This is a genomic window from Streptomyces sp. NPDC006384, from assembly GCF_042870695.1.
GTDB lineage: Bacteria > Actinomycetota > Actinomycetes > Streptomycetales > Streptomycetaceae > Streptomyces.
In genome coordinates this window covers 1-21107 of the sequence record NZ_JBIAHR010000034.1, presented here as the reverse complement: position 1 = coordinate 21107, position 21107 = coordinate 1, and the positions used below count along the sequence as shown (strand labels likewise).

Annotated in this window: 15 protein-coding genes and 1 pseudogene; 8 read left to right on the top strand and 8 right to left on the bottom strand. The window is 72.5% G+C overall.

The features are described from left to right. Window positions 1-147 precede the first annotated feature (147 nt). The 3 genes from ppk2 to ACFYOJ_RS33010 all read left to right on the top strand — a co-directional run bounded on the left by ppk2 (window position 148) and on the right by ACFYOJ_RS33010 (window position 2506). Window positions 148-1146 carry a polyphosphate kinase 2 gene (gene ppk2, locus ACFYOJ_RS33020; RefSeq protein ID WP_388598446.1) on the top strand — a complete coding sequence of 333 codons (999 nt, stop codon included), beginning with the start codon at window positions 148-150 and terminating at the stop codon, window positions 1144-1146. 125 nt (window positions 1147-1271) lie between these two features. Beyond that, complete coding sequence (gene gvpJ, locus ACFYOJ_RS33015; protein ID WP_356557405.1) at window positions 1272-1637, top strand: gas vesicle protein GvpJ; 366 nt, start codon at window positions 1272-1274, stop codon at window positions 1635-1637. A gap of 215 nt (window positions 1638-1852) precedes the next feature. Beyond that, window positions 1853-2506: a DUF5701 family protein gene (locus tag ACFYOJ_RS33010; protein WP_356557406.1), complete on the top strand. Its 654-nt coding sequence runs from the start codon at window positions 1853-1855 to the stop codon at window positions 2504-2506. A 51-nt stretch (window positions 2507-2557) separates the two neighbouring features. Here the strand turns inward: ACFYOJ_RS33010 and ACFYOJ_RS33005 are convergent, their stop codons facing one another. Both ACFYOJ_RS33005 and ACFYOJ_RS33000 read right to left on the bottom strand, forming a co-directional pair. Beyond that, window positions 2558-3649, bottom strand: a complete 1092-nt coding sequence (locus ACFYOJ_RS33005; RefSeq protein ID WP_356557407.1) for an alanine racemase — start codon at window positions 3647-3649, stop codon at window positions 2558-2560. Window positions 3650-3841: 192 nt separating this feature from the next. Then, a pseudogene (locus ACFYOJ_RS33000) lies at window positions 3842-4342 on the bottom strand (LysR substrate-binding domain-containing protein); the annotation flags it as partial. A 287-nt stretch (window positions 4343-4629) separates the two neighbouring features. Here ACFYOJ_RS33000 and ACFYOJ_RS32995 point away from each other — a divergent pair. Beyond that, window positions 4630-4833, top strand: a complete 204-nt coding sequence (locus ACFYOJ_RS32995; RefSeq protein WP_356557408.1) for a cold-shock protein — start codon at window positions 4630-4632, stop codon at window positions 4831-4833. A 243-nt stretch (window positions 4834-5076) separates the two neighbouring features. On the opposite strand, the gene ACFYOJ_RS32990 is transcribed toward ACFYOJ_RS32995, so the two are convergent. Further along, on the bottom strand, window positions 5077-5808 hold the full coding sequence (locus ACFYOJ_RS32990) for an ABC transporter ATP-binding protein (protein WP_356557409.1): 732 nt from the start codon (window positions 5806-5808) through the stop codon (window positions 5077-5079). Between the two features lie 139 nt (window positions 5809-5947). On the opposite strand from ACFYOJ_RS32990, the gene ACFYOJ_RS32985 reads away from it, so the two are divergent. The 3 genes from ACFYOJ_RS32985 to ACFYOJ_RS32975 are packed head-to-tail and all read left to right on the top strand — an operon-like array spanning window position 5948 to window position 12991. After that, window positions 5948-9283 carry an FtsX-like permease family protein gene (locus ACFYOJ_RS32985; protein WP_356557410.1) on the top strand — a complete coding sequence of 1112 codons (3336 nt, stop codon included), beginning with the start codon at window positions 5948-5950 and terminating at the stop codon, window positions 9281-9283. Between the two features lies 1 nt (window position 9284). After that, entirely contained in the window at window positions 9285-12026 is a 2742-nt protein-coding gene (locus ACFYOJ_RS32980) for an ABC transporter permease (protein WP_356557411.1), read from the top strand. Further along, on the top strand, window positions 12023-12991 hold the full coding sequence (locus tag ACFYOJ_RS32975; protein ID WP_356557412.1) for an ABC transporter ATP-binding protein: 969 nt from the start codon (window positions 12023-12025) through the stop codon (window positions 12989-12991). The genes ACFYOJ_RS32980 and ACFYOJ_RS32975 overlap by 4 nt, the downstream gene beginning before the upstream one ends. 200 nt (window positions 12992-13191) lie before the next feature. Here the strand turns inward: ACFYOJ_RS32975 and ACFYOJ_RS32970 are convergent, their stop codons facing one another. From ACFYOJ_RS32970 to ACFYOJ_RS32955, 4 genes are read right to left on the bottom strand one after another with little or no spacing between them, the layout of a single operon-like run. Further along, on the bottom strand, window positions 13192-14424 hold the full coding sequence (locus tag ACFYOJ_RS32970; RefSeq protein WP_356557413.1) for a cytochrome P450: 1233 nt from the start codon (window positions 14422-14424) through the stop codon (window positions 13192-13194). After that, window positions 14421-15413 (bottom strand): amidohydrolase family protein, encoded by a 993-nt coding sequence (locus tag ACFYOJ_RS32965; protein WP_356557414.1) that lies wholly within the window; start codon window positions 15411-15413, stop codon window positions 14421-14423. The genes ACFYOJ_RS32970 and ACFYOJ_RS32965 overlap by 4 nt, the downstream gene beginning before the upstream one ends. After that, entirely contained in the window at window positions 15410-16297 is an 888-nt protein-coding gene (locus ACFYOJ_RS32960) for an NAD(P)-dependent oxidoreductase (protein ID WP_356557415.1), read from the bottom strand. The genes ACFYOJ_RS32965 and ACFYOJ_RS32960 overlap by 4 nt, the downstream gene beginning before the upstream one ends. Beyond that, the gene (locus tag ACFYOJ_RS32955; protein ID WP_356557416.1) at window positions 16294-16632 is read right to left on the bottom strand and encodes an antibiotic biosynthesis monooxygenase family protein; all 339 of its coding nucleotides are present in this window, start codon (window positions 16630-16632) and stop codon (window positions 16294-16296) included. Before ACFYOJ_RS32955 ends, ACFYOJ_RS32960 begins: the two co-directional genes overlap by 4 nt. A 435-nt stretch (window positions 16633-17067) precedes the next feature. Between ACFYOJ_RS32955 and ACFYOJ_RS32950 the strand changes: the two genes are divergently transcribed. Beyond that, window positions 17068-17805, top strand: a complete 738-nt coding sequence (locus tag ACFYOJ_RS32950) for a VOC family protein (RefSeq protein WP_356557417.1) — start codon at window positions 17068-17070, stop codon at window positions 17803-17805. A 24-nt stretch (window positions 17806-17829) separates the two neighbouring features. On the opposite strand, the gene ACFYOJ_RS32945 is transcribed toward ACFYOJ_RS32950, so the two are convergent. Beyond that, on the bottom strand, window positions 17830-20391 hold the full coding sequence (locus ACFYOJ_RS32945) for a Helicase associated domain protein (protein ID WP_356557418.1): 2562 nt from the start codon (window positions 20389-20391) through the stop codon (window positions 17830-17832). Between the last annotated feature and the right edge of the window lie 716 nt (window positions 20392-21107).

Sequence of the window (21107 nt, the reverse complement as noted above, 5' to 3'; positions counted from 1 at the left end):
GGTACGGACCCCGCGTGCGTCCCGGACGGCGAACCGGCGGCACCGTGACCGCCCCGAGGGCGGCTGACCGCGCGGACACCCCCGCCGCCGGCACGGTTCACCGGCGCTCCGCGGGGCACTGGAACCGCGAACAGAGAGGACGGTGCGGTGGCGGACGACGGCAGGGCGAACGCGGAGAGCAGCGGATCCGGCGACGGAACGGCCGGAGAGGAACTGCTGGACGGTATGCGCGTCGACGACCGGCGCCCGGAACGGCCGGTCCTGCTGAACGCCGACGGCAGCCCCGTCGAGACGTGGCGGGAGAACCACCCCTACGACCGCCGGATGGGCAGGGGCGAGTACGAGCGGACCAAACGCGTCCTCCAGATCGAACTGCTGAAGCTGCAGCGCTGGGTGAAGGAGACCGGCCGGCGCATCGTCGTCGTGTGCGAGGGCCGGGACGCGGCCGGCAAGGGCGGCACCATCCAGCGCTTCACCGAACGGCTCAACCCCCGCGGGGCCCGGGTGGTCGCCCTGGAGAAGCCCACCGAACGCGAAGCCGGACAGTGGTACTTCCAGCGCTACGTCGCCCATCTGCCGGCCCGCGGGGAGATCGTCTTCTTCGACCGCTCCTGGTACAACCGGGCCGGCGTCGAACGCGTCATGGGCTTCTGCACGGAAGCCGAGTACCGGCACTTCCTCGAACAGGCCCCGCTGTTCGAGCGACTGCTGACGGACGACGGCATCATGCTGTTCAAGTTCTGGTTCTCCGTGTCGCGCGCCGAACAGCGCACCAGGTTCGCCATACGGCAGGTCGACCCGGTGCGCCGCTGGAAGCTCTCACCGACCGACCTGGCCTCGCTCGACCTCTGGGACGACTACACGACCGCGAAGGTCGACATGTTCCGGGCCACCGACACCGCGCACGCACCGTGGACGGTGGTGAAGAACAACGACAAGCGCCGAGGCCGGCTCGAAGCCATGCGGAGCCTGCTCTACCGCTGCGACTACCCCACCAAGGACGCCGACGCGGTCGGCAAGCCCGACGCCCTGATCGTCGGGGCGGCGGACACCCTGCTGGAACCCGGAGAGGAGCAGACGGACCTCTCCCCGACCCCGCTCACCGGCCACGGCGAGGGCCCGGGGCTGCACCCCGGGAAGGACTGAACCGGGGCGGCCCGCACGCTGAACCGCTCGGACCCGTTCACCCGTTTGAGTGAACGGGACGGGGTATCCGCACGGAAGGGGACGCCGCCCGCCGGGCGGCCGAGAACCGTGAAAGGGGCTCCGCGGTGACCACAGCGGTACGGCAGGGCGGCGGGGGAGGTTCCAGCGGCCTCTACGACGTACTGGAACTGATTCTCGACCGGGGCCTGGTGATCGATGCTTTCGTCCGGGTCTCCCTCGTCGGCATCGAGATCCTGAAGATCGACGTGCGCATCGTGGTGGCCAGCGTCGACACCTATCTCCGCTTCGCCGAGGCGTGCAACCGTCTCGACCTGGAGGCGGGACCGCGCAAACCTGCCGGACTTGCCGAACTGCCGGGACGCGTCAAAGAGTCGGGGGCCCGCGGCGCGACGAAGGGACTTCTGGCCGGGGCCGCCGAAACGATCTCCGACGCCTTCCGGCAGGCCCGCGGGGAGAGACACAACAGGTGAAAGGAGAAGCACGCCCGGCACCGCGGACATCCATGCCGTGCCTGACGGGAATTCACTCACGAGGTAATGTGCGAAGGGGTGGGCCAGGGGGGCTTGAACCATCGGGCCGAGTGCTCGTCACGCAGGTGCGGTCCATGCGCCGGCGGTGTCGCCCTCCCCGGTCCCTTCCGGCTCGTACGGAGCCGGCCCGTCCGCCCCGGCAAGGAGCAGGTGAATTGCCCGAAACCCGAACCACTGTCGTGCCCCCGACACCGGCGCTGCCGACCCAGGCGGAACGCCTGATCGAGCTGGGGCTGCACACACAGGCCGGGATACCGGCCGAGGAGGTCCGCGCCTTCGCCGGACAGCACGCCCACCGGGATGTGGACACCCTGCTGGCGATCCACCCCGGCCGCGTCCCCGCCTCGCTCCTCGCCCCGCTGCTCCGCCACTCCGGCAAACCCGGCTTCGTCGTCACCGACATGCCCGACGTCGACCGCTTCACCCCTCAGGGACTGGACCTGCCGGACTCCCCGCTCTACGTGGTCACCGGCGTCGACAGGGGCGACCACATGGCCAACTGGAGCCCGGAGGAAGCACTGCCCGCGCTCACCGGAGCGAACCGCACCCCACTGGTGCTCACCGAAGGCATCCACTGGGTGCTCCAGCAGCCGGCGGTGCTCGAGCGCAACCGCTGCTTCATGACCATCGGTTCGCGGCTGCGCAAGGCGAACGGCGCGTACGACGCCCGGACCCCCGCGATCTGGATCAGCAACGGCACCGGCCGGGACGGCCGTGACAGGCGCAACGCCCCGAAGGTCGGCTGGTGCTGGTGGGGCAATCGCCACACCTGGCTGGGCTTCGCGTCCGCCGCGGGCCGCGAAAGCTGACGGAGGACGGCCGGCCACCGGTGGCCGTGCGGCGCACCGCGCGCTTCACGGTCACCGGTCCGCGAGGCCACCCCGCTCCTGCCCGGCGGCACCGGAGGGCGCCGGATCCACCGGCGGGCACTCCCGCACGACATCGGGGCGGGTGGTGGTGTGCCGGAGCAGGAGACGCATCTCGTCACCGGCCTCCGGGGGCGTCTCCGTACTCACCAGCAGGACGGACTCCATCAGGTGAGGAGGCTCGGCGAAGCGGCAGCGCTGCCCGTCCCACACGAAGGGCGACAGATGCATGTTCAAGGACGCGTACCCGATGCCCGCGACATGCCGGAGACGTTCCCGCACGCCCTGCAGTGTCCTGGGCGCCTTGAGCCCCACCCCGTGCGAGACCCCGCCGGCCGCGGTGACCCGGAACCGCCGCTCGGCCCCCCGCCTGCCGAACCGGCCCGGACGCGGGCGGCCGTCCAGAGGTGTGACGTCGAGGACGTCGCTGCTGTACCGGGTCGCCTTCGGGTCCCCCAGCCACAGCCGCGTTCCCGCACGCAGCCGGAAGTCGGTGCCGGGGAACTCCGTGTGCAGCGTGGCCACCTCCTCGGCCGACAGATGACTGACGAACAGGGTGCGGACCGGCATCCTGGCCCGGACCAGATGCCGCATCCACGCGCTGACCTCCTCGATCCCGCCGCTGCCGGGGTGGCGCCGCAACGGCAGGTGCAGGGAGAAGCCCTCGAACTCCCAGGCCCCCATGGCAGCCCGTACGGCCGGCAGTTCGTCCGGTGCGATCCCGTGCCGCCGCATCGACGAGGCCAGCTTGACGACCACTCTGCGGCCCCGGAGCCCGTCGTGGCCGTGGGGGGAGGACACGACCCGGACGATCCGGTCGGATGCCGGAGCGGGCGTCTCGCCTGCCTGGTGGGGCACGAGCACCATCAGGTCACCGGAGAAGGACCGCTGGGCCCGCTCGGCCTCCCCGGTGGTGCCGACGGCCAGCAGCGGCACGTCCAGCGCGGCCGCCCGGCGCACGAGCAGGTCCTGGCCGAAGCCGTACCCGTCGCCCTTGCAGACGGGAACCAGTCCCGGGAACTCCGCCGCCACCCGCTGCTGGTGTCGCTGCCATCGCACGGTGTCGATGGTGAGTACGAGCGGCACAGGACACCCTCCGTGTACATCGGTTTCCTGCGGCCGGCACAGCCGCCCCCGCCGCGGACGCCGGGACGGCCGTTCCAGCCGGACAGGACGTGCTCGTCACGGCCGAGGCAGCCGGTCGTCCCGCATTCCTGACCGGCCGGCCGCGCATTCCCGGAAAGCACGCCTCGTCGGCGAGCCGGCCGTTCACGGATGCTACCGGTGCGGCGCAGCCGCCTCGGCGGCGGGGCAGCGGCCGAGCGAACCCCGCACGACGACGGTGCCGACGGCACGGACGGGCAACCCGGGCGGCACAACGGCGATGAGGGCCGGAGGCCACCCGGGCGGACTGCCGCCCCGGCTCGTCCACGCGTCCGTGACCTCGATCGTGACCATCCCGGCCAGGCCCGCGACGTACGTGGACGGGAGCAGGGCGACGCCGAGGCCCGCGCCGACCGGACGGGCCAGGCAGTCCGCGTTGGTCACCTCGCTCTCCCCTTGGCCGACCTGCTCGACGAGCTCATCGCTCGCTCCCACACGGAGACTGCTCCGGGCCTTCGGATGACGCCGGTGGAAGTCTTCAAGGGCGTTCGGCACGTCCACGGCGGCGACGGTGGGGAACAGCCCCACCGCGAGGCGCCCGCGCACCTCCCCGACAACCGCCGCGACTTCGGCGGCGGCCCGCTCCGCCGAGTCCAGACACTGGCGGGCGGCGGGACCGCTTACGGCGGAACGGCTCCGTCCGGTATTTCGGGAGGGCGACGCCTGGTCCATCGGCGTGTGGTGACCAGCCGCACCCGGACGAATCGGCCGACGACGGTGCCCGTCTCCCGGCCGCTGCCTGACCGTCCGGCCCGGGCCCACTGAGGTGATGCCCTGTGAGCAGGACGTGCGGTGGCCAGCGTTTCTGCTTCGCTCCGTCTGTCCCGGCCAGGATGATCCGTCGTACGGCGCGGCAGCACACAGCCGCCCGTGCGTCCGTTGCTCACCGAAGGAGACAGTTCATGGCCACCGGCACGGTCAAGTGGTTCAACGCGGAAAAGGGATTCGGCTTCATCGAGCAGGATGGCGGTGGGCCGGATGTGTTCGTCCATTACTCGGCCATCGCCGGTGGCGGTTACCGGGAACTCGACGAGGGCCAGAAGGTCCGCTTCGACGTCACCCAGGGGGACAAGGGTCCGCAGGCCGAGAACGTCACCCCGGCCTGAAGGAGGACAGGCACGCCCATGGGCTGACGCCGTCGTGACGCCGCCCGCAGGACGGCCGGCCAGGTCCGGCCTGCCGAACAGGGCGGCGTCACCGGAAGGGGAGCCGGCCGACGACCTGGTTCAGCTCGCCTTCCGGAGACGGCGTCGACCGGGGGACACCCCGGCGCTCTCGTAGAGGTGCGCCGGCGCGGGGGCGCTCTGCTGCACCCCGCCCGGACCGATCGCGGCCATGGCCTCACTCTCTCACTGCTCGACGACCACTCCGTCGCTCAGCTCCAGCACCCGGTCGGCCAGACCGAGGAGCTGGGGGTCGTGGGTGGCGACGAGGGCCGCGACGCCCTCGCTGCGCACCACGGCCCGCAGCAGTTCCATCACCGCCAGGCCGGTGGCGGCGTCGAGCTGCCCGGTCGGCTCGTCGGCGAGGAGCAGGGCCGGGCGGTTGGCGAGGGCCCGGGCGATGGCGACCCGCTGCTGCTGGCCGCCGGACAGTTCGGCGGGCCGCTGCGCCTCGTGTCCGGCCAGGCCCACCAGGGCCAGCAGCAACGCCACCCGTTCCTCCCGTTCGCGCACCTCGGCCCGGCGCAGCCGCAGCGGCACGCCCACGTTCTCGGCGGCGGTGAGGATCGGGATGAGCCCGAACGACTGGAAGACGAACCCGATCCGGTCGCGGCGCAGTGCGAGCAGTCCGTTCTCGTCCAGCGTCGACAGGTCGGTACCGTCCACGACCACGCGGCCGCCCTGCGGGGAGTCCAGGCCGCCGATCAGATGCAGCAGCGTGGTCTTGCCCGAGCCCGAACGGCCCTTGAGGGCGACGAGTTCACCGCGCCGGACGGCGAACGAGACCCCGCGCAGGGCGTGCACGGCGGCGGCGCCCGTGCCGTAGGAGTGGTGCACGTCCTCGACCCGGAGCATCGGCTCGCCGGACGGGTCGCCGGCAAGGGCGGCGCCGGTTCCCGGGCTGGTGTTCTCGGTCATCACCGCATCCCATACGGAACCGTCCGGATGGTCAAGAGCACAAGGCCCCTGCTTCGAACGCATGTACCGAACCGTCGACTCCGTGATATGCATGGCGGATTCCGGGAGGGAGCAGGTCGGCCGACGGGGTGGGGGAACAGTGACAGGCTTGGTGCTGCTGCGTCTGCGCGCGCATCGGCTGCTGATCGTCGCCGCCCTGCTCGCTGCACTGCTGACCACCTCGGTGCTCGCCACCCTCGCGGCCTTCTCCGACTCCGTCGGTGACGCCGCGCTGCGCTCCACGCTGGACGACCGGTCCAAGTCCTCCGCCTCCTTCGTGGTCGAGGCGGACGTGCCCCGGCAGAGGCGGGACGCGGCGCAGCGTGCCGTGGAGCGCGGGGCGCGCGAGGCGTTCGACGGACTCCCGGTGACCGTGCGGCGGCTGGAGCGGTCCGGGCCGTACGCTCTGCCACGTTCGCTGCAGAGCGCGGACGCCCGTGCCGGACAGCCCGATCTGACGCTGCTCGCCGCCCTGGACCGGTCCCGGGTCGAGCTGGTCGCGGGCACGCTGCCCGGCCCGGCGCCGACCTCCCGGACCGGCACCGTGCCCGTCGCCGTGCCGGAGCCGGCCGCTCACCGGCTGAAGCTGCGGCCCGGGGCGCACCTGACCCTCACCGACCGGCTGGGCGGCGAGCCGGTACGCGTACGGGTGACCGGCGTGTACCGGGTGGCCGACGGCTTCGACCCGTACTGGCAGGCCGACACGCTCGGCGGCCAGGGGGTGCGCACGGTCGCCTTCACCACGTACGGGCCGCTGCTGGCCGACGCGGCGGTGCTCGCCTCGGGCCGCGTCACGACGGGCGGCACCGGCTGGGTCGCGACGGCCGACCACCGCGAACTGACCACCGGCTCTCTCGACGCCCTGCGTGCGGCGACCGTGCGGGCGGCCGCCCAGCTGCGCGAGGAGGCCGCCCTGGGCGGCTCGGCGACCGTGCGCACCAAGCTCCCCGAGGTCCTCGACCGCACCGAGCGGGCCCTGCTGGTCTCCCGCTCCACCCTGCTGATCGTCTCCCTGCAACTGGTGCTGCTCGCCGGTTACGCGCTGCTGCTGGTGGCCCGGCTGCTGAGCAGCGAACGGGCGGGCGAGACGCAGCTGTTGCGGGCCCGGGGCGCCTCGCGGGGCCGGATCGCGGCGCTGGCCGGACTGGAGGCGCTGCTGCTGGCGGTGCCCGCCGCGGTGTGCGCCGCGCTGCTGTCGGGGCCGCTGGCCCGGCTGCTCGCCGGGTGGTCCTCGCTCGACCGGATCGGCCTGCGGCTCGGCACCGCCCCGTCGGGCGGGGTCTGGCTGGTCGCGGGCGGGGTCGCGCTGATGTGCGCGGTGGCAGTGGTGGCGCCCGTGCTGACGGGGGCGATGGAGGCGCCCGCGCGGCTGCGGCGGGCCCGGGCGGCGACATCGGCCGCCCCGGTGCGCGCGGGCGCGGACCTCGCGCTGCTGCTGATCGCGGGCGTGGCTTACTGGCAGCTGCAGCGGCAGACCGGTGCGGCGGACGGCGGGGTGATCGGCCGGGACCGGGCCGGGCGGCTGGGCATGGATCCGCTGCTGGTCGTGGCGCCCGCGCTGGCGCTGCTGGCGGGCACGGTACTGACCCTGCGGGCGCTGCCGTTCGCGGCGCGGCTCGCGGAGCGGCGGTCGGCGAGCGGACGCGGGCTCCCGGCGGCGCTGGCGGGCTGGCAGTTCAGCCGGCGTCCGCTGCGCGGCGCGGGTCCGGTGCTGCTGCTGATCGTCGCCGTGGCGACCGGGATGCTGGCCATCGGGCACGGCGCGTCCTGGGACCGGTCGCAGGACGACCAGGCCGACTTCCGCACGGGCGCCGCCGTCCGGGTCCTGGACCACCGGCCGGGCAGCCCCGGACAGACCGGGCTCTACGCGGCACTGCCCGGGGCCCGCGAGGCCGCCCCCGCGCACCGCACCGCACTGAGCCTGTCCGGGAACCGCGAGGCGACGGTCCTCGCGCTGGACACCTCCCGCGCCGGGGAGGGGATGCTGATGCGCGGCGACCTCGCCGACGAGCCCCCGAGCGAGCTGCTGCGGACCCTGGCCCCGCCCCCGACCGACGAGAACCGGGCCGTGCGGCTTCCCGACGGCACCCGGCTCCTCGCCCTGGACGTGCGGATCACCGACGAGCGGGCCCGCACGAAACGCTCCCCCTCGGGCCGCGCGCCCCTGCTGACGGTGGTCGTCGAGGACGGGTACGGCATCGCCTACCGGCTGGGCGCCGGGAACGTCCCGGTCGACGGCCGGGTCCACCGCGTCACGCTGGAACTGGACCGGACGGCGACGGGCCGCCGCGCCGCGCCGGCCGGACCGCTGCGGCTGACCGGACTGCAGCTCGACGACACCGTCCCCGCCGACCGCGCCGAACAGCACCGCTTCACCGTCGAACGGCTGCTCGCCACGGGTCCCGACGGCTCTGCGCGCACCGTGCGGGTGCCCCCGGGGACCCGCTGGCAGGGCGGCCGGACCGTGACCCGCAACGGCGAGGTCCTCTCCCGCACCCCCGCCGAACCGGCCGCGTCGGACACCGCGCCGCTTTCCCTGTCGTACGAGACCGGCGCCGCCGGTGACGACGGGTACGACGCGGTGCCGGCATGGACCGTGCGGGCCGACACCACCGGGGCCCGGGCGCCGCGCACCCTTGCTGCCGTGGCCACGCGGGACTTCCTGCGGGCCTCGGGGGCGGCGCCCGGCGACACCGTCGACGTCCCGCTGTCCGGGGAGCAGGTACGGGTGCGGATCGTCCGGGCGGTGCACGAACTGCCCACCACCGCCACCGACACGGCCGGGCAGAGCGGGGCCGGCGGGGCGCTGCTGCTCGATCTGCGGGCCGTCGACGCCCTGCTGGCCCAGCGGGGCACCACGCCGCTCACGCCCACCGAGTGGTGGGTGAGCGCCGAGCCGGGCAAGGCCGCCGAGGTGGCCGCGGCACTGCGGGCGCGTCCCGACCTGGAGGCGCAGCAGGTCCTGGTGCGCGACGAGACCGCGGCGGATCTGCTGCGCGATCCGCTGGGTGCCGGACCGCGTTCGGCACTGACGGCGGTGGCGGTGGCAGCCGTGGCCCTGGCCGCCGGGGGCTTCGCGGTGAGCGCCGCCGGGGCGCGGCGGGAACGGACGGCGGAGTTCGCGGTGCTGCGCGCCCTGGGCACACCCCGCCGGGACCTCGCCCGGCTCGTCGCGACGGAACAGAGCCTGCTCATCGGGGTCGGTCTGCTGGCCGGGCTCGCGCTGGGCACGGTTCTGACCCGGGCCGTGGTGCCGCTGATCGTGCTGACGTCCGGGGCCGCGCGGCCCGTCCCGCCCGTCCTCGTGGAACTGCCGGTGGGGCAGGTGGCCCTGCTCGTCGCCGGAATGGCCGCTCCGCTGGTGCTGATCACGGCCGCGGCAGCGCTGCCGCGCGCCGAGCCGGCGGTCGCGCTGCGCCACCAGGGGGAGGACTGACATGCGGTCGGACACGCGCGACGCGGGTGCCTCCTGGGTGCGGACCCGGCTGCGGACCGCGCCCTGGGCCACCGCCGCCTTCGGGGTGCTGGTGCTGGTCACGGCCTTCCTCGCGGCGGTGCTGCCCCGGGCCGTGGAGGCGTACGAGACGCACGGGCTGCGTGAGGCCGTGGCCTTTGCCGCCCCCGAGTCGACCGTACTGGAGCTGAAGACGGCACAGCCCGGCCTGGAACAGCCGGAGCAGGCCCGGGAGGACGAGGTCCGGCCGGAGGCGCTCGCCGCGGTGGACGCCCGGGCACAGGCGCTGCTGCCCGAACCGCTGCGGGTGGACCGGGCCCAGTCGGCGCACGGGGTGAGGACCGGGAAGAGCCTGCAGGCCCTGGACCCGTGGCTGCCCCGGCCGGACGGGCTGCCGCCCCGGTTCACCCTGCTCGCGCAGTCCGGGGCGGCCGGGCACGCCACGGTGCGCGAGGGGCGGCTGCCCGCCGCCGACGGACCGGTGAGCGTGGACACCAGGACGGTGGAAGGCGCCGTGACCGCCGAGACGGCCCGGACGCTGCGGCTGCGCACCGGCTCCACACTCACCCTGGCCGGATTCCCGGACCGGCCGCTGACCGTCCGGATCACCGGTGTGCTCCAGCCCCGGCAACCGGAACGCGCCTACTGGTCGGCGGAGCCGATCCTGCGTACACCGGCCCTGGCGAGCGACGGCGGCCGTCCGCCGCAGTTCTACTGGGAGGCGGGCCTCCTGCTGGCACCGGAGGCAGCCCCGGCACTGCTCGGCGGGCAGACCGAGCCGGAGCGGTACTGGCGGTTCGCGCCCGCGACGCAGAACCTGACGGCGGCGGACACCGAGGCGCTGGCCGACCGGGTTGCGTCCCTGGAGGACGGGCCGGGACTGGTGCGCATGCGGGGGGCCGCCGGTCCGACGGCGCAGCTGTCCACCGGCCTGGAGGAGGTCGTGGGCGGATATGCGCGGACCCGGGACGCGATCACGCCCGTGGTCGCCGTCGGGGCCGTCGGGATCGCCGCGGTCGCCGTGATCGTCCTGGTGATGAGCGGTGGTCTGGCCGCCGCCCGCCGGGACACCGAGCTGGCCCTGCTGCGGGCCCGGGGCGGTTCCCTGACCGGGATCGGCGGGCGGTTGCTGGCCGAGAGCGCGGTACCGGCACTCCCGGCCGCCGCCTGCGGACTGCTGCTGGCGCTGCTCGCCGTGGACGAGGCCCGGCTGCTGCCGTCCGTGCTCGGGGCGGGCGCCGTGGCCCTGTTCGCCTGCGCCGCGCTGCCGGTGCGCGCGGTGGCGGCCCACCGCAGGCCGCGCACACACCCGGAGCGCGGCGACCTCACGCACGCCAGGCCCGGCGGCCGCCGGACGGTCGCCGAACTGACCCTGCTGGTGCTGGCCGCGGGCTCGGTGGCGGCTCTGCGCCGCCGGGGCACCGGGGGAACGGCCGATCTGCTGGTGAGCGCCGCCCCGGTGCTCCTCGGACTGGTCGCCGCGCTGGTCCTCGTCCGGCTGTATCCGCTGCCCCTGCGGTGGGCCGCCGGCCCGGCCGGGCGGCTGCGCGGGGCGGTGGGGTTCCTGGCGCTGGCCCGGGCGGGCCGCTCACCGGCGGCGGTCGCCGCGCTGCCGCTGCTCGCCCTGCTGACGGCCCTGACGACGGCCGCGTTCGGCGGGTCGGTGCTGAGCGGGACGGCCGACGCCCGGGACCGGGCCGCGCTGCTGCGGACGGGCGCGGACGCACGGGTGGACACGGCCGGCGACACGGCGCTCCCGGCGGGACTGGAACGGGCGGTACGGGACGTGCCGGGCGTACGGGACGTGGTGACCGTGGGCGTCTCGTACGCCTCGGAGCACGTGTCGGAGGACAAACGGACGCTGACGGTGATCGCCGTCGAACCGGACGCCTACGCGGCACTGGCCCGGCACACGGGCCTCGGCGGCTTCACCGCCGACCGGCTGGCGACCGGGGACGGGACACTCGGCGCCGTCGCCTCCCCCGGAGTCGCCGAACGGCTCGGGCGCGCACCGCGCCGGATCGGGGCGGACGGCGGACCCGTCACCGTACGGATCACCGCCGTGCGGCCGCGCACACCGGCGGTCCCGGACGGCGACTTCCTGCTGGTCGACGCGGCCGGCCTGCCCCGCTCCGACGGCGCCACGTCCCTGCTGGCGACCGGCCCCGGCCTCGACGGGGCCGCGCTGCGGGAGGCGGTGCGCGGCACGGGGACCCAACTGTCGGTCACCCTGCGCAGCGAGGAACGCGCGGCGCTGTCCGACTCGCCGCTGCAGTCCGGCGCCGAACGGATCTACCTGTGGGCCGTCGCCGCGAGCACCGGCTACGCCCTGCTGTCCCTGGTGCTCGGCATGGCACGGACCGCACCGGAGAGGGCGGCCCTGCTGGCCCGGCTGCGCACCCTGGGCATGACGACCCGCCAGGGACGGCGGCTGCTGGCCCTGGAGGCGCTGCCCCTGGCCCTGCTCGCGGCCGGCGGGGGCATGGCCGTGGGCTGGGCGGCGGTCCGGCTGCTCGCACCCGGCATCGACCTGGACCGCCTCGCCCTCGCCGACGCGTACGGGGTCACGGTGCCGGGCGGTGCCGTGCTGCGGGCCGACCTGTGGTCGCTGGCCCTGCCCGCGGCGGGCACGCTGCTGCTGGCGGGAGCGGTGGCCGTGGCACAGGCCTGGTGGGCGGGGCGCCGCACACCGATCACCCACCTCAGGGCAGGAGACTTGCGATGAGCGCTACGGCACGGTCGCTCGCGGAGCTGGAACAGCGGGCGGCACACCACCGCGACCGGCCCGCCTACGGACACGACGCCCTGATCGCCTGCGACCGGCTGGTGCGGATCTTCAGCCAGCGCGGCGGCGGGGACGCCGTGGAGGTGCAGGCTCTGCAGGGACTCGATCTGCTGGTGCGCGAAGGCGAGTTGATGGCACTGGTCGGGGCGTCCGGCAGCGGCAAGTCGACACTGATGAACATCCTGGCGGGCCTGGACGTGCCGACCGCCGGGACGGCGCGGGTCGCGGGCCGCGACCTGCTCGCGATGGACGCGAAGGCGCGCCTGCGCTACCGCCGCGAGGTGGTCGGCTTCGTGTGGCAGCAGACGGCCCGCAACCTGCTGCCGTACATGACGGCGGCACAGAACGTCGTCCTGCCGATGCAGCTGGCCGGGCGTCCGCGCCGTCAACGGGCAGGACGCGCGGAGGAGCTGCTGTCACTGCTCGGGGTCGCCGACTGCCGGGACCGGAGGCCGCAGCAGATGTCGGGCGGCCAGCAGCAGCGGGTGGCGATCGCCGTCGCCCTGGCCAACGACCCGGCCGTCCTGCTCGCCGACGAGCCGACGGGCGAGCTGGACTCGGCGACCGGGCAGCAGGTCTTCGCGGCGTTCCGCCGGGCCAACGAGGAACTGGGCACGACGATCGTGGTCGTCACGCACGACCAGGCGGTCGCCGACGAGGTCCGCCGCACGGTGGCGATCCGCGACGGCCGCACGTCCACGGAGGTGCTGCGCCGCACCGAGGTCGACGCGGCGGGCCAGGAATCCATGGTGGCCCGTGAGTACGCGATGCTCGACCGGGCCGGCCGGCTGCAGCTGCCGTCCGAGTACACGGCGGCCCTGGACATGCGGGACCGGGTGCTGCTGGAGCTGGAGGAGGACCACATCCAGGTCCGGCCGGACGACAGCCGCAGCGAGGACGGCTGAGGCCCGGGGCGAGGACGGCCTCGGTATTTCTCGCGGCTCAGCTCGACGTGCTGACCACTGAGAGACCGAGAACGGCGCAACGATCGACCGGGGCCGGCCGCCCCAGAGGTGGAACGGCCGGGGCCGGCTCCCTCAGTGGGGAGCCGGCCCTTGGCACGAGGCGGTGATGGTGCTGAGTCGAACGGTGGCCGGGCTGCCGGTCACTTCTGCGGATCGAGCACGACGGGCAGTTCCGCCAGGCCCCGGAAAGCCGGGAAGGGGACTTCCAGCCACTTCGGCCCGGCTTCGGGAGCGGCCAGAGCGATCCCGGGGAACCGGCCGAACAGACTGGTGAGAGCCAGTTGCATCTCCAACCGTGCCAGTGGTGCGCCCAGGCAGTAGTGGACGCCGTGGCCGAAGCCCAGGTGCGCGCTTCCCGGCCGGCTCACGTCGAATTCGTCCGGGGCGTCGAACTTCCGAGGGTCGCGATTGGCCGAGAGGAGCGAGATCTGCACCAGTGCACCCTTGGGGATCCGCGTACCGCCGATCTCCACGTCCTCGGTCGCGAACCGGAACGTAGCGCTCTCCACCGACCCGTCGTAACGCACCACTTCTTCCACCGCGGGGCCGACCAGTTCCGGGTTCTCCCGAACGGCGCGCAGCTGTGCGGGATTGGCCAGAAGGTGGTAGACGGCGTTGCCGATGAGGTACGCGGTCGTCTTGTGGCCGGCGAACATCAGCAGGAACGCCGTCGAGATCAACTCGCTCTCCGTGAGACCACCGTCCTTGTCCTGGGCCTCGGTGAGCGCGCTGAGCAGGTCGTCACCGGGATGTGCGCGCTTGCGCGCGACGAGATCGGTGAAGTAGGCGTGCAGATCCTCTTCCGCCTTCTGCTGAGCCTGTTTGGCTTCCTTGCTGAAGCCTGTCTGCGCCACTGTGGTGGACAGATGCTGCATGTGAGCCCGTTCCTCGGGCGGCACACCGAGCAGTTCGCAGATCACGGTGATCGGCAGCGGGAACGCGAACGCGGGCAGCAGGTCCAGCGGTTCACGGGTGGGGCACGCGTCGAGGAGCTGGTCGACGATCGCCTGGATCTTCGGCTGCAGCGCCTCGACGCGGCGCGGGGTGAACTCGGCGCTGACGAGTTTGCGCAGCCGGGTGTGTTTGGGCGCGTCGGCGTTGAGCATGTTGTCGTCCAGCGAGACCGACGAGTCACCGAAGATCCTCCGGTAGGCGTCCATGGCCCCGTACATGTCCTTGCCCAGCCGGGGGTCGGAGAGTGCGGCCCGGGCGTCCTCGTACCGTGTGATCAGGTACGTCTCGATGCCGTGCGGCGGCTTCATCGGACAGACGGGCGCCGTGTCCCGGAGGGCGGCGTAGACCGGGTGCGGGTTGCGCCGGAAGTCCGCCGTGCACTTCTCGGCTGTGGCGACGGGGTCCTGCGTGGTGGTCACGGGCGGCTCCCGAGGTCGAAGAGGGCCTCGGCGTTGCCGCCGAGGATGAGCTGCTGGGACGCCTTGTCCAGGGGCAGCTTCTCGATCATGCGGATGAGGTCCCCCAGCGGCGCGGACAACGGCGGCGAGTCGCTGCCGAACAGCATCCGCTCGGGTCCGAGGACTTCCGCGTTGAGGCTCAGATGCGCGGGGCTGGACGGGCTGGTGTCGACGTACATGCGCTGCAGGGCCGCGGCAGGATCGGCCGACGGCGTGACGGAGGGCGGCGCGGCAGGGGCCGCAGGCCGGGCGTCCGGGGCGGCGGAAGGCGGTGCTCCGCCGCTCCAGTGCCGAGGGCTCGCCGCCGTCTGCAGGCGTTCCGGCAGCAGCGCCATCGCACCGCCGCCGGTCGCGCCGATCAGCCGCAGGTCCGGGTACTTGTCCAGCCATCCCGCGAACGCGATCATGGCCATGCCCAGGGTGACGTCGCCGAACCGGCCGATCTGCTCGACGAAGCCCATGGTGTCGACCTTCTCCGTGCCGACCGGTTCGGCCGGCGCGTGCACCAGGACCGGAACCCCCGCCTCCGCGGCCAGCGCGAAGAAGGAGTCCGCACGCGGCGAGCCGAGCAGCTCGCCGTGCACGCTGGACGTGGTGATCAGACCGACGAACGCGGGGTCCTCCAGAGTCTCCCGCACCCCTTCCAGGTGATCGTCGTCACCGAACGGGTTGGCGTAGACATACCCGCGCAACTGGTCCGGGAACTGGGAGATCAGACCCGACATCCAGGCGTGGAAGCCACGCAGCCGGTCGCGCGGCTGCTTGTAGTTGTCCACGCCCGGGACCCGCGCCATCGCGCCGGCGCCCACCGGACTGCCGATGATGGTGAGGTCGATCCCGGCCTCGGCGCGGGCCGCGAGCATGCCGTCGACGTCGGTCAGGCTCGGAGGCATGGGGAAACGGCCGGCCGCCTGAGGCGGGGACAGATGCCCGTGGATGTCGATGATCATGCGTGGATTCCCGATTCCCGTGTGACTGCGCGGATCACCGCGGCACAGTCCTCGTCGCCGAGCCCCTGCTCGGTGGCACGGGCGTGGGTCTGCGCGGCTGCGGTGGTGAGCGGAAGACGCAGGCCTGCCGCGGCCGCCTGCTCCGTGGCGAGCATGAGGTCCTTCGCCATCAGGCGCAGCCGGAAGTCCGGCTCGTCGAAACGCCCGCTGGCCAGGCGCCGCGACTTGAACGACATGACCGGCGAGGCGAAACCGCTGCCCGCGATCGCCTTGAGGACGAGCTGTTTGTCGAGGCCACAGGCGGCCGCCAGTTCGGCGGCCTCGGCCATGGCCTGCACCTCTATCCCCATGAGGAGATTGAGGAGCAGCTTCATCCGCATGCCGGAGCCGAGTGCGCCCAGATGGACGACCTCCTTGCCCAGCATCTCCAGCAGGGGCCGGCCGGCGCTGAAGACCCGCTCCTCGCCGCCGACGAACAACCGCAGTTCGCCGTTGTGAGCATGGTCACGGTTGCCGAGCATGCCGACGTCCATGACGGAGGGCACGTCGTCCGCGAGACGGATGACTTCCTCGGGAGCGACAGTGCTGGCGCAGATCAGTGCGCCGGGGTAGGTGCCTCTGGACAGCACACCGTCCGGGCCGCGCAACACGGTTCTGAGGGCATCTCCGTCGGCGACGGCGCAGATGACGGCGCTCGTGCCTTCGGCGGCTTCACTGGGGCGGTCGGCACCTACGGCACCGGCCCGGACGAGTGGTTCGGCCCGCTCGGAGGTACGGTTCCACACCCGCACGGACATGCCTTGCGCGAGCAGGCGTGAGGCGAGGCCGGAACCCATCGTGCCGAGGCCGAGAACGGCGACGGGACCGTCGGTGGTGTGCGTCATGACTTCTCCTTCACGGTCTCCTTGACGACCCGGAACCGCAGCGACTGCGTCGAGTCGACCCAATTGCGGAGCGGAGCCACCAGTTCCTGGTGGTCATCGCTCTGCTGCCAGGCGAAGAAGTGTTCGGGGGACTCCCACTCGCTGGTGATCACCCACTGGCGGGAGCCGTCGACAGGCTCTCCCAGCCGCTCGACGATGTGCCCGGGGGTACGAGCGACGGATTTCCGCATCTGCTCGTACATCTCCAGGAACCCTTGCTCGCCGCCCTCGATCACACGGACCGCGAACACGACGGACAGCCTCTCGGCCGTCTGGCTGCTCTGAACAGTGCCCATGTCTCCTCCTGATGGTGAGATCCGGCAGGACACGCTTTCCAAGGACTCATGGGCTCAGTGACGACGCAACTCCAACGGGTGCACGGCCCAGGTGGGAGAAGGGTCGTGCTCTGTCATCTACTCCGTCCGGGTGTATCGGGAAGAAGCCCGGACGAGACCGGTTCGCACGCGCACGTGAGGACAGTGGACCGACGGTCCGCGGCTGTTCCTGGCGCGGGCCGACCCCCTTCGGCACGACGCCGATGCGCCCGCCCGAACCGGCCGAGTACGTGCCGTGGCGCCCCGGCGCCTGCTTCACCGACCCTGCGATGAGTTCCTGCGACGGGCCGGGCATCCTCCCCGTGCCTTGTTCTGCGCATCGGGTGAAGCAGAAGCGGCCTGGAGCGGTTGGCCGCAGGCGGGACGGGGGTTGTTGGGGGTTCTAGAATCTGTGGTATGGCGGTACGGCTTGTACAGATCAACATGAAGGCCCAGGACGACTCAGCGCTCGGCCGATTCTGGGCGGAGGCGCTCGGCTGGGGTACAGACAGCGAGGGGCCTGGTGTGACCAACCTCGAACCTGTGGGCTTCTCCTACCCCGATCCTGTAGCTGTCTGCATCGACATCATCGCCCGCCCGGAACCGAAGACGGTGAAGAACAGGGTGCATCTTGACCTGGCCACCACCTCGGCTGAGCACCAGGCGGAACTGGTCGCGCGTCTGAAGGATCTCGGCGCGACGCTCGCCGACGTGGGCCAGGGCGACGTCCCGTGGACGGTCATGGCCGACCCGGAGGGCAACGAGTTCTGCGTCCTGGAGCCCCGCCCGGTCTACCAGGACACCGGGCCGATCGCCGCGGTGGTCGTCGACTGCACTGATCCACGAGAAATGGCCCGGTTCTGGGGCGAGGCGATGGACTGGACACTGCACGAGGTCACCGACGACCACGCGACCATGCGCTCCGCCAAAAATGTCGGCCCCTACCTGGAGTTCCTCCGCACCCCGGACACCAAGAGCGTATGGAATCGTGTCCACCTCGACGTCAGCCCGTACCCCGGTGACGATCCGGCAGCGGAGGAGGCCCGGTTGCGTGCTCTGGGCGCCACCGACCCCGGCATCGACCAGTCCACCATCTCCTGGACCATCCTGACCGACCCGGAAGGCAACGAGTTCTGCCTCCTCTCCCCTCGCTGATCTCGGACAACGTCTCCGGCGGCATCATGTCCAGCGCATGCCGATCGCGGACAGCAGCTCCACCCGTTCTGGTGGCAGGGTTGCGGCTCTGCTGCGTTGGTTGCTGATCCATGCGCCCAGTTTCAGCTCCCGTACCTTTTGGTTTTCGCCGCTGCCGCTCTTCCCGTCGCTGCTGACGGTGATGCGTTCGGTGTGTTTTCTGGGTACGCGGAGGTGTCCTTCGCGCTGGTAGTACTGCTTGGCGGCCTGGTAGTTCATGGTCCATTTGTCGGCCTGTGTGCGGTGCGGTTTGGGTTTCTCGTCCTCGGTCGGGGGCTCGATCCGGAGGATGTGTTCGCACAGCCATTGCTGGACGGTGGTGAGTTTGTCCCAGCCGTACCGGACCGTGCGGACCCACCGTCCGAGGTCTTCGCCTTGGTGTACGACGTCGCCCGCCTCGGTGGGCAGCGGGTGGCCGGCTTTGAGGTGGAGCCGGACGAGGTGGAAGCAGCGTTGCCATGCCACGGGCCAGGTGGGGCACCAGGATGGGTCGATGTCCTCCAGCTGCTTGTGCCGCTCCTGCGACAGCGCGCCGGACCGGGACTCCACCGGCAGCCCTTCGGCCTGGCGCTGCTCGAGCTCCAGAGCGCGCCGGGCGGCGGCGCGGGCGTTCTTCAGCCAGATGCCTACCCGGTAGCCCTGGTAGGTGGCGTCGGTCGGGGCCAGCAGGTGCCCGTGCTCCTTGGCCCATCCGCGCGCGGCCGCGAGGCCTTCCTCCCACGCGACGTCGAAGTGCGACCACACCATGCCGAGTTTCTCCAGCTGCGCGACGCGGTCGGCGTCCATGTCGTCGCGGGCGTAGAATCGCCGGTTGTCGGCGATCCACTGCCCGAGTGGGAAATCGGCGAGCGCAGCCGGCCACCCCTCGCCCTCGTCCTCGGCCTTCACCGCCTGGTCCTGGCCGCCGGGCACCCGGAACGTGAACGGCACCTTCAAGTCGCCGTGGAGCCGGTGGTAGATGACGGCGGCCTCCACCCCGCGCCGCCAGTGCGCGTGTTCGGGGTTGAGGACCCGCAGGTTGATGAACGCCGCCAGCTGCGCCGGGTCACGCGGCGTGGAGAACTTCAACAGCTTCCGCGCGGGCGCCGACGGCCCGCCGTCCCCGTTCCCCTCGCCCCGGCTCTCCTGGCCCTGCCCAGCCTTCGAGGCGGGTTTGTAGGCGCTCGGCGCCTGCTGCTCGGCGAGCTGCTCCACCACCCGGGCGTCGTGCGCCCGCAGCGCTTCCAGCAGCTTCGCGAGCCCGCCGAACGCGCGGCTGGTGAGCATGTTGTCTGCCGTTTCGCCGGGTCCGAGCAGGACGGGTACCACAAGCGAGGCCACCTTGCCCTCACCGGGCTGCATCCGCAGCGCCCGGCCGACGGCCTGGACGAGGTCGGGCATGGAGCCGCGGACGTCGGCCCAGTACACGGAGTCGCAGTTTTTGGTGTCGACGCCCTCACCGAGCACCTTCACCGAGCCCAGGTAGCCCTTCTCCACCACGGTGCCGTCCGAGGCGATCCCGGACGCGAACTCGTTCAGGACCTGCCGCCGGTGGCCCGCCTTGTGCTCCCCGCACAGCCAGTTGGCCCAGATCGTGCGCGGGTACAGCTCCGGCTCAGTGGAGTGCAGCCGCTTCGCGACGTCGGGAAGGCCGGCCGCGAACGCCTCAGCCTCGCGGACCTGGTGGTGAAAGACGAGCGTCCTGCGGAAACCCTCCTCGGCCGACGCCTTGAGCAGCGCCGTCTGGAGCGCGGCCAGCCGGGCCCCGCGCACCTCGTCCGAACGCCCCTCGACACCGAGGAGCTGGGCGGCCTGGAGCTGGGTGTCGGTGATGTCCACACACACCACCTGGTAGGGCGCACAGATTCCCCGGTCGATCGCCTCCGACAGCGTCAGCGTGAAGCAGCGCGCGCCGAACGGCCCGTCCGGATCATCTTCCATCGAGGCCACCAGCTCGCCCGGCGCGCTTTGGCCGGCGTCCTCGTCCAGCTGCCACAGACGGGGCGTGGCCGTCATGTACAGGCGCCGCAGGGCAGGGATGCGGGCGTTGTCGTGGACGACCGCCCACGGCTTACCGATACGCCCCGACGTCCGGTGCGCCTCATCGACCACGATCAGGTCCCAGCCCGGAAGACCGGCGGCGTGTGCGCGCTCCAGCGTGCCCAGCCCGAGGGAGGCGTAGGTGGCGTACACGGTGACTTTGTCGAACGGCCGCACCCAGGCGACCAGTTCCTGCACGTCCGTGGTGTTGGGGAAGGACACGTCCTCGCCCCGCAGGGACGACACCCCGATCATCGGGCCCGTGCGGCCCGCCGCGCGCCACGCGGCCTCGGTCTGGGTGAGCAGATCCAGTGACGGGACGAGCACCAGCACGCGGCCCGCACGGAGCTTCTCTGCGCTGCGGGCCGCGACCCGGGTCTTGCCGGACCCGGTCGCCATGATCACCTGAGTCCGAAGCCCCCTCTCAGGTGCAAGCGATCTTGCAGGCAATTCGAGGGCACGGACAACCGCGTCAACGGCTTCCTGCTGAGCCGCCTCACGCTGATCGGTTCGGCTTGTCATCGACATATCCGTCTGCCTTCTCCTGGGCTCTTAGCTGGGCAGGCAACGGGAAACCTGCACGTAGGAGGCATGTGATCGGCTACGGTGAACCTCACCCGGAACCGGGGCACAGTCCCGGTCCAATATCCGGAAGCGTGATCGGAAACCGGCCCAGCTCCCTCAGTGGTGATGTTGTCCGATTCCAGAGTCTATCTCGTGCTTCAAAGTGAAGCACCCGGAACGCTGAGAGACCATCGAACGCGACTGAATCCTGCTACTGCTGTCTTACGGGCACCTCGGGAAGCGAATTGATGCCCACTCACCTCCCCGGCAGGCCGCCCCAGTCCGACCCCCTTGTTTCCCTGTACCGGAACGCAAGGGATGCCACCAACTCCCGCCCCTTGCTGCCGCGCGGAGCGTGGCACGCCTGCCCGCACCGGAGCTGTCGCGGAGGCCGCCGGTCGGCCGGAGGCCGGCCCCGGCCCGCAATGCGGGCCGGATGCCCTGCGGTTGGCGGGGCGCGCGCAGCGCGTGCCGCCTGGCGGTGAGCGAAGCGAACCGCATCCGCTCACGCGGAGCGAGAACGGCCGGGCGCGCAGCGCCCCGGCTCGTTGCTCCGGGCGAAGCCCGGAGCAGACGGGGAGCGAAGCGAGCCGTCCCTGTCCCGCGGAGCGGGACAACCCGGGCGCGCAGCGCCCTGGTTCGCTGCTTCGGGCGAAGCCCGAAGGGGCCCGCTCCGCGGG

What these genes read in the sequence shown, in the direction of transcription:
- ACFYOJ_RS32965 (WP_356557414.1), bottom strand. Translation starts at nt 15,413, where the DNA reads ATGATCATCGACATCCACGGGCATCTGTCCCCGCCTCAGGCGGCCGGC.
- ACFYOJ_RS32990 (WP_356557409.1), bottom strand. Translation starts at nt 5,808, where the DNA reads ATGACCGAGAACACCAGCCCGGGAACCGGCGCCGCCCTTGCCGGCGAC.
- ACFYOJ_RS32995 (WP_356557408.1), top strand. Translation starts at nt 4,630, where the DNA reads ATGGCCACCGGCACGGTCAAGTGGTTCAACGCGGAAAAGGGATTCGGC.
- ACFYOJ_RS32945 (WP_356557418.1), bottom strand. Translation starts at nt 20,391, where the DNA reads ATGTCGATGACAAGCCGAACCGATCAGCGTGAGGCGGCTCAGCAGGAA.
- ACFYOJ_RS32950 (WP_356557417.1), top strand. Translation starts at nt 17,068, where the DNA reads ATGGCGGTACGGCTTGTACAGATCAACATGAAGGCCCAGGACGACTCA.
- ACFYOJ_RS32955 (WP_356557416.1), bottom strand. Translation starts at nt 16,632, where the DNA reads ATGGGCACTGTTCAGAGCAGCCAGACGGCCGAGAGGCTGTCCGTCGTG.
- ACFYOJ_RS32980 (WP_356557411.1), top strand. Translation starts at nt 9,285, where the DNA reads ATGCGGTCGGACACGCGCGACGCGGGTGCCTCCTGGGTGCGGACCCGG.
- ACFYOJ_RS32975 (WP_356557412.1), top strand. Translation starts at nt 12,023, where the DNA reads ATGAGCGCTACGGCACGGTCGCTCGCGGAGCTGGAACAGCGGGCGGCA.
- ACFYOJ_RS32960 (WP_356557415.1), bottom strand. Translation starts at nt 16,297, where the DNA reads ATGACGCACACCACCGACGGTCCCGTCGCCGTTCTCGGCCTCGGCACG.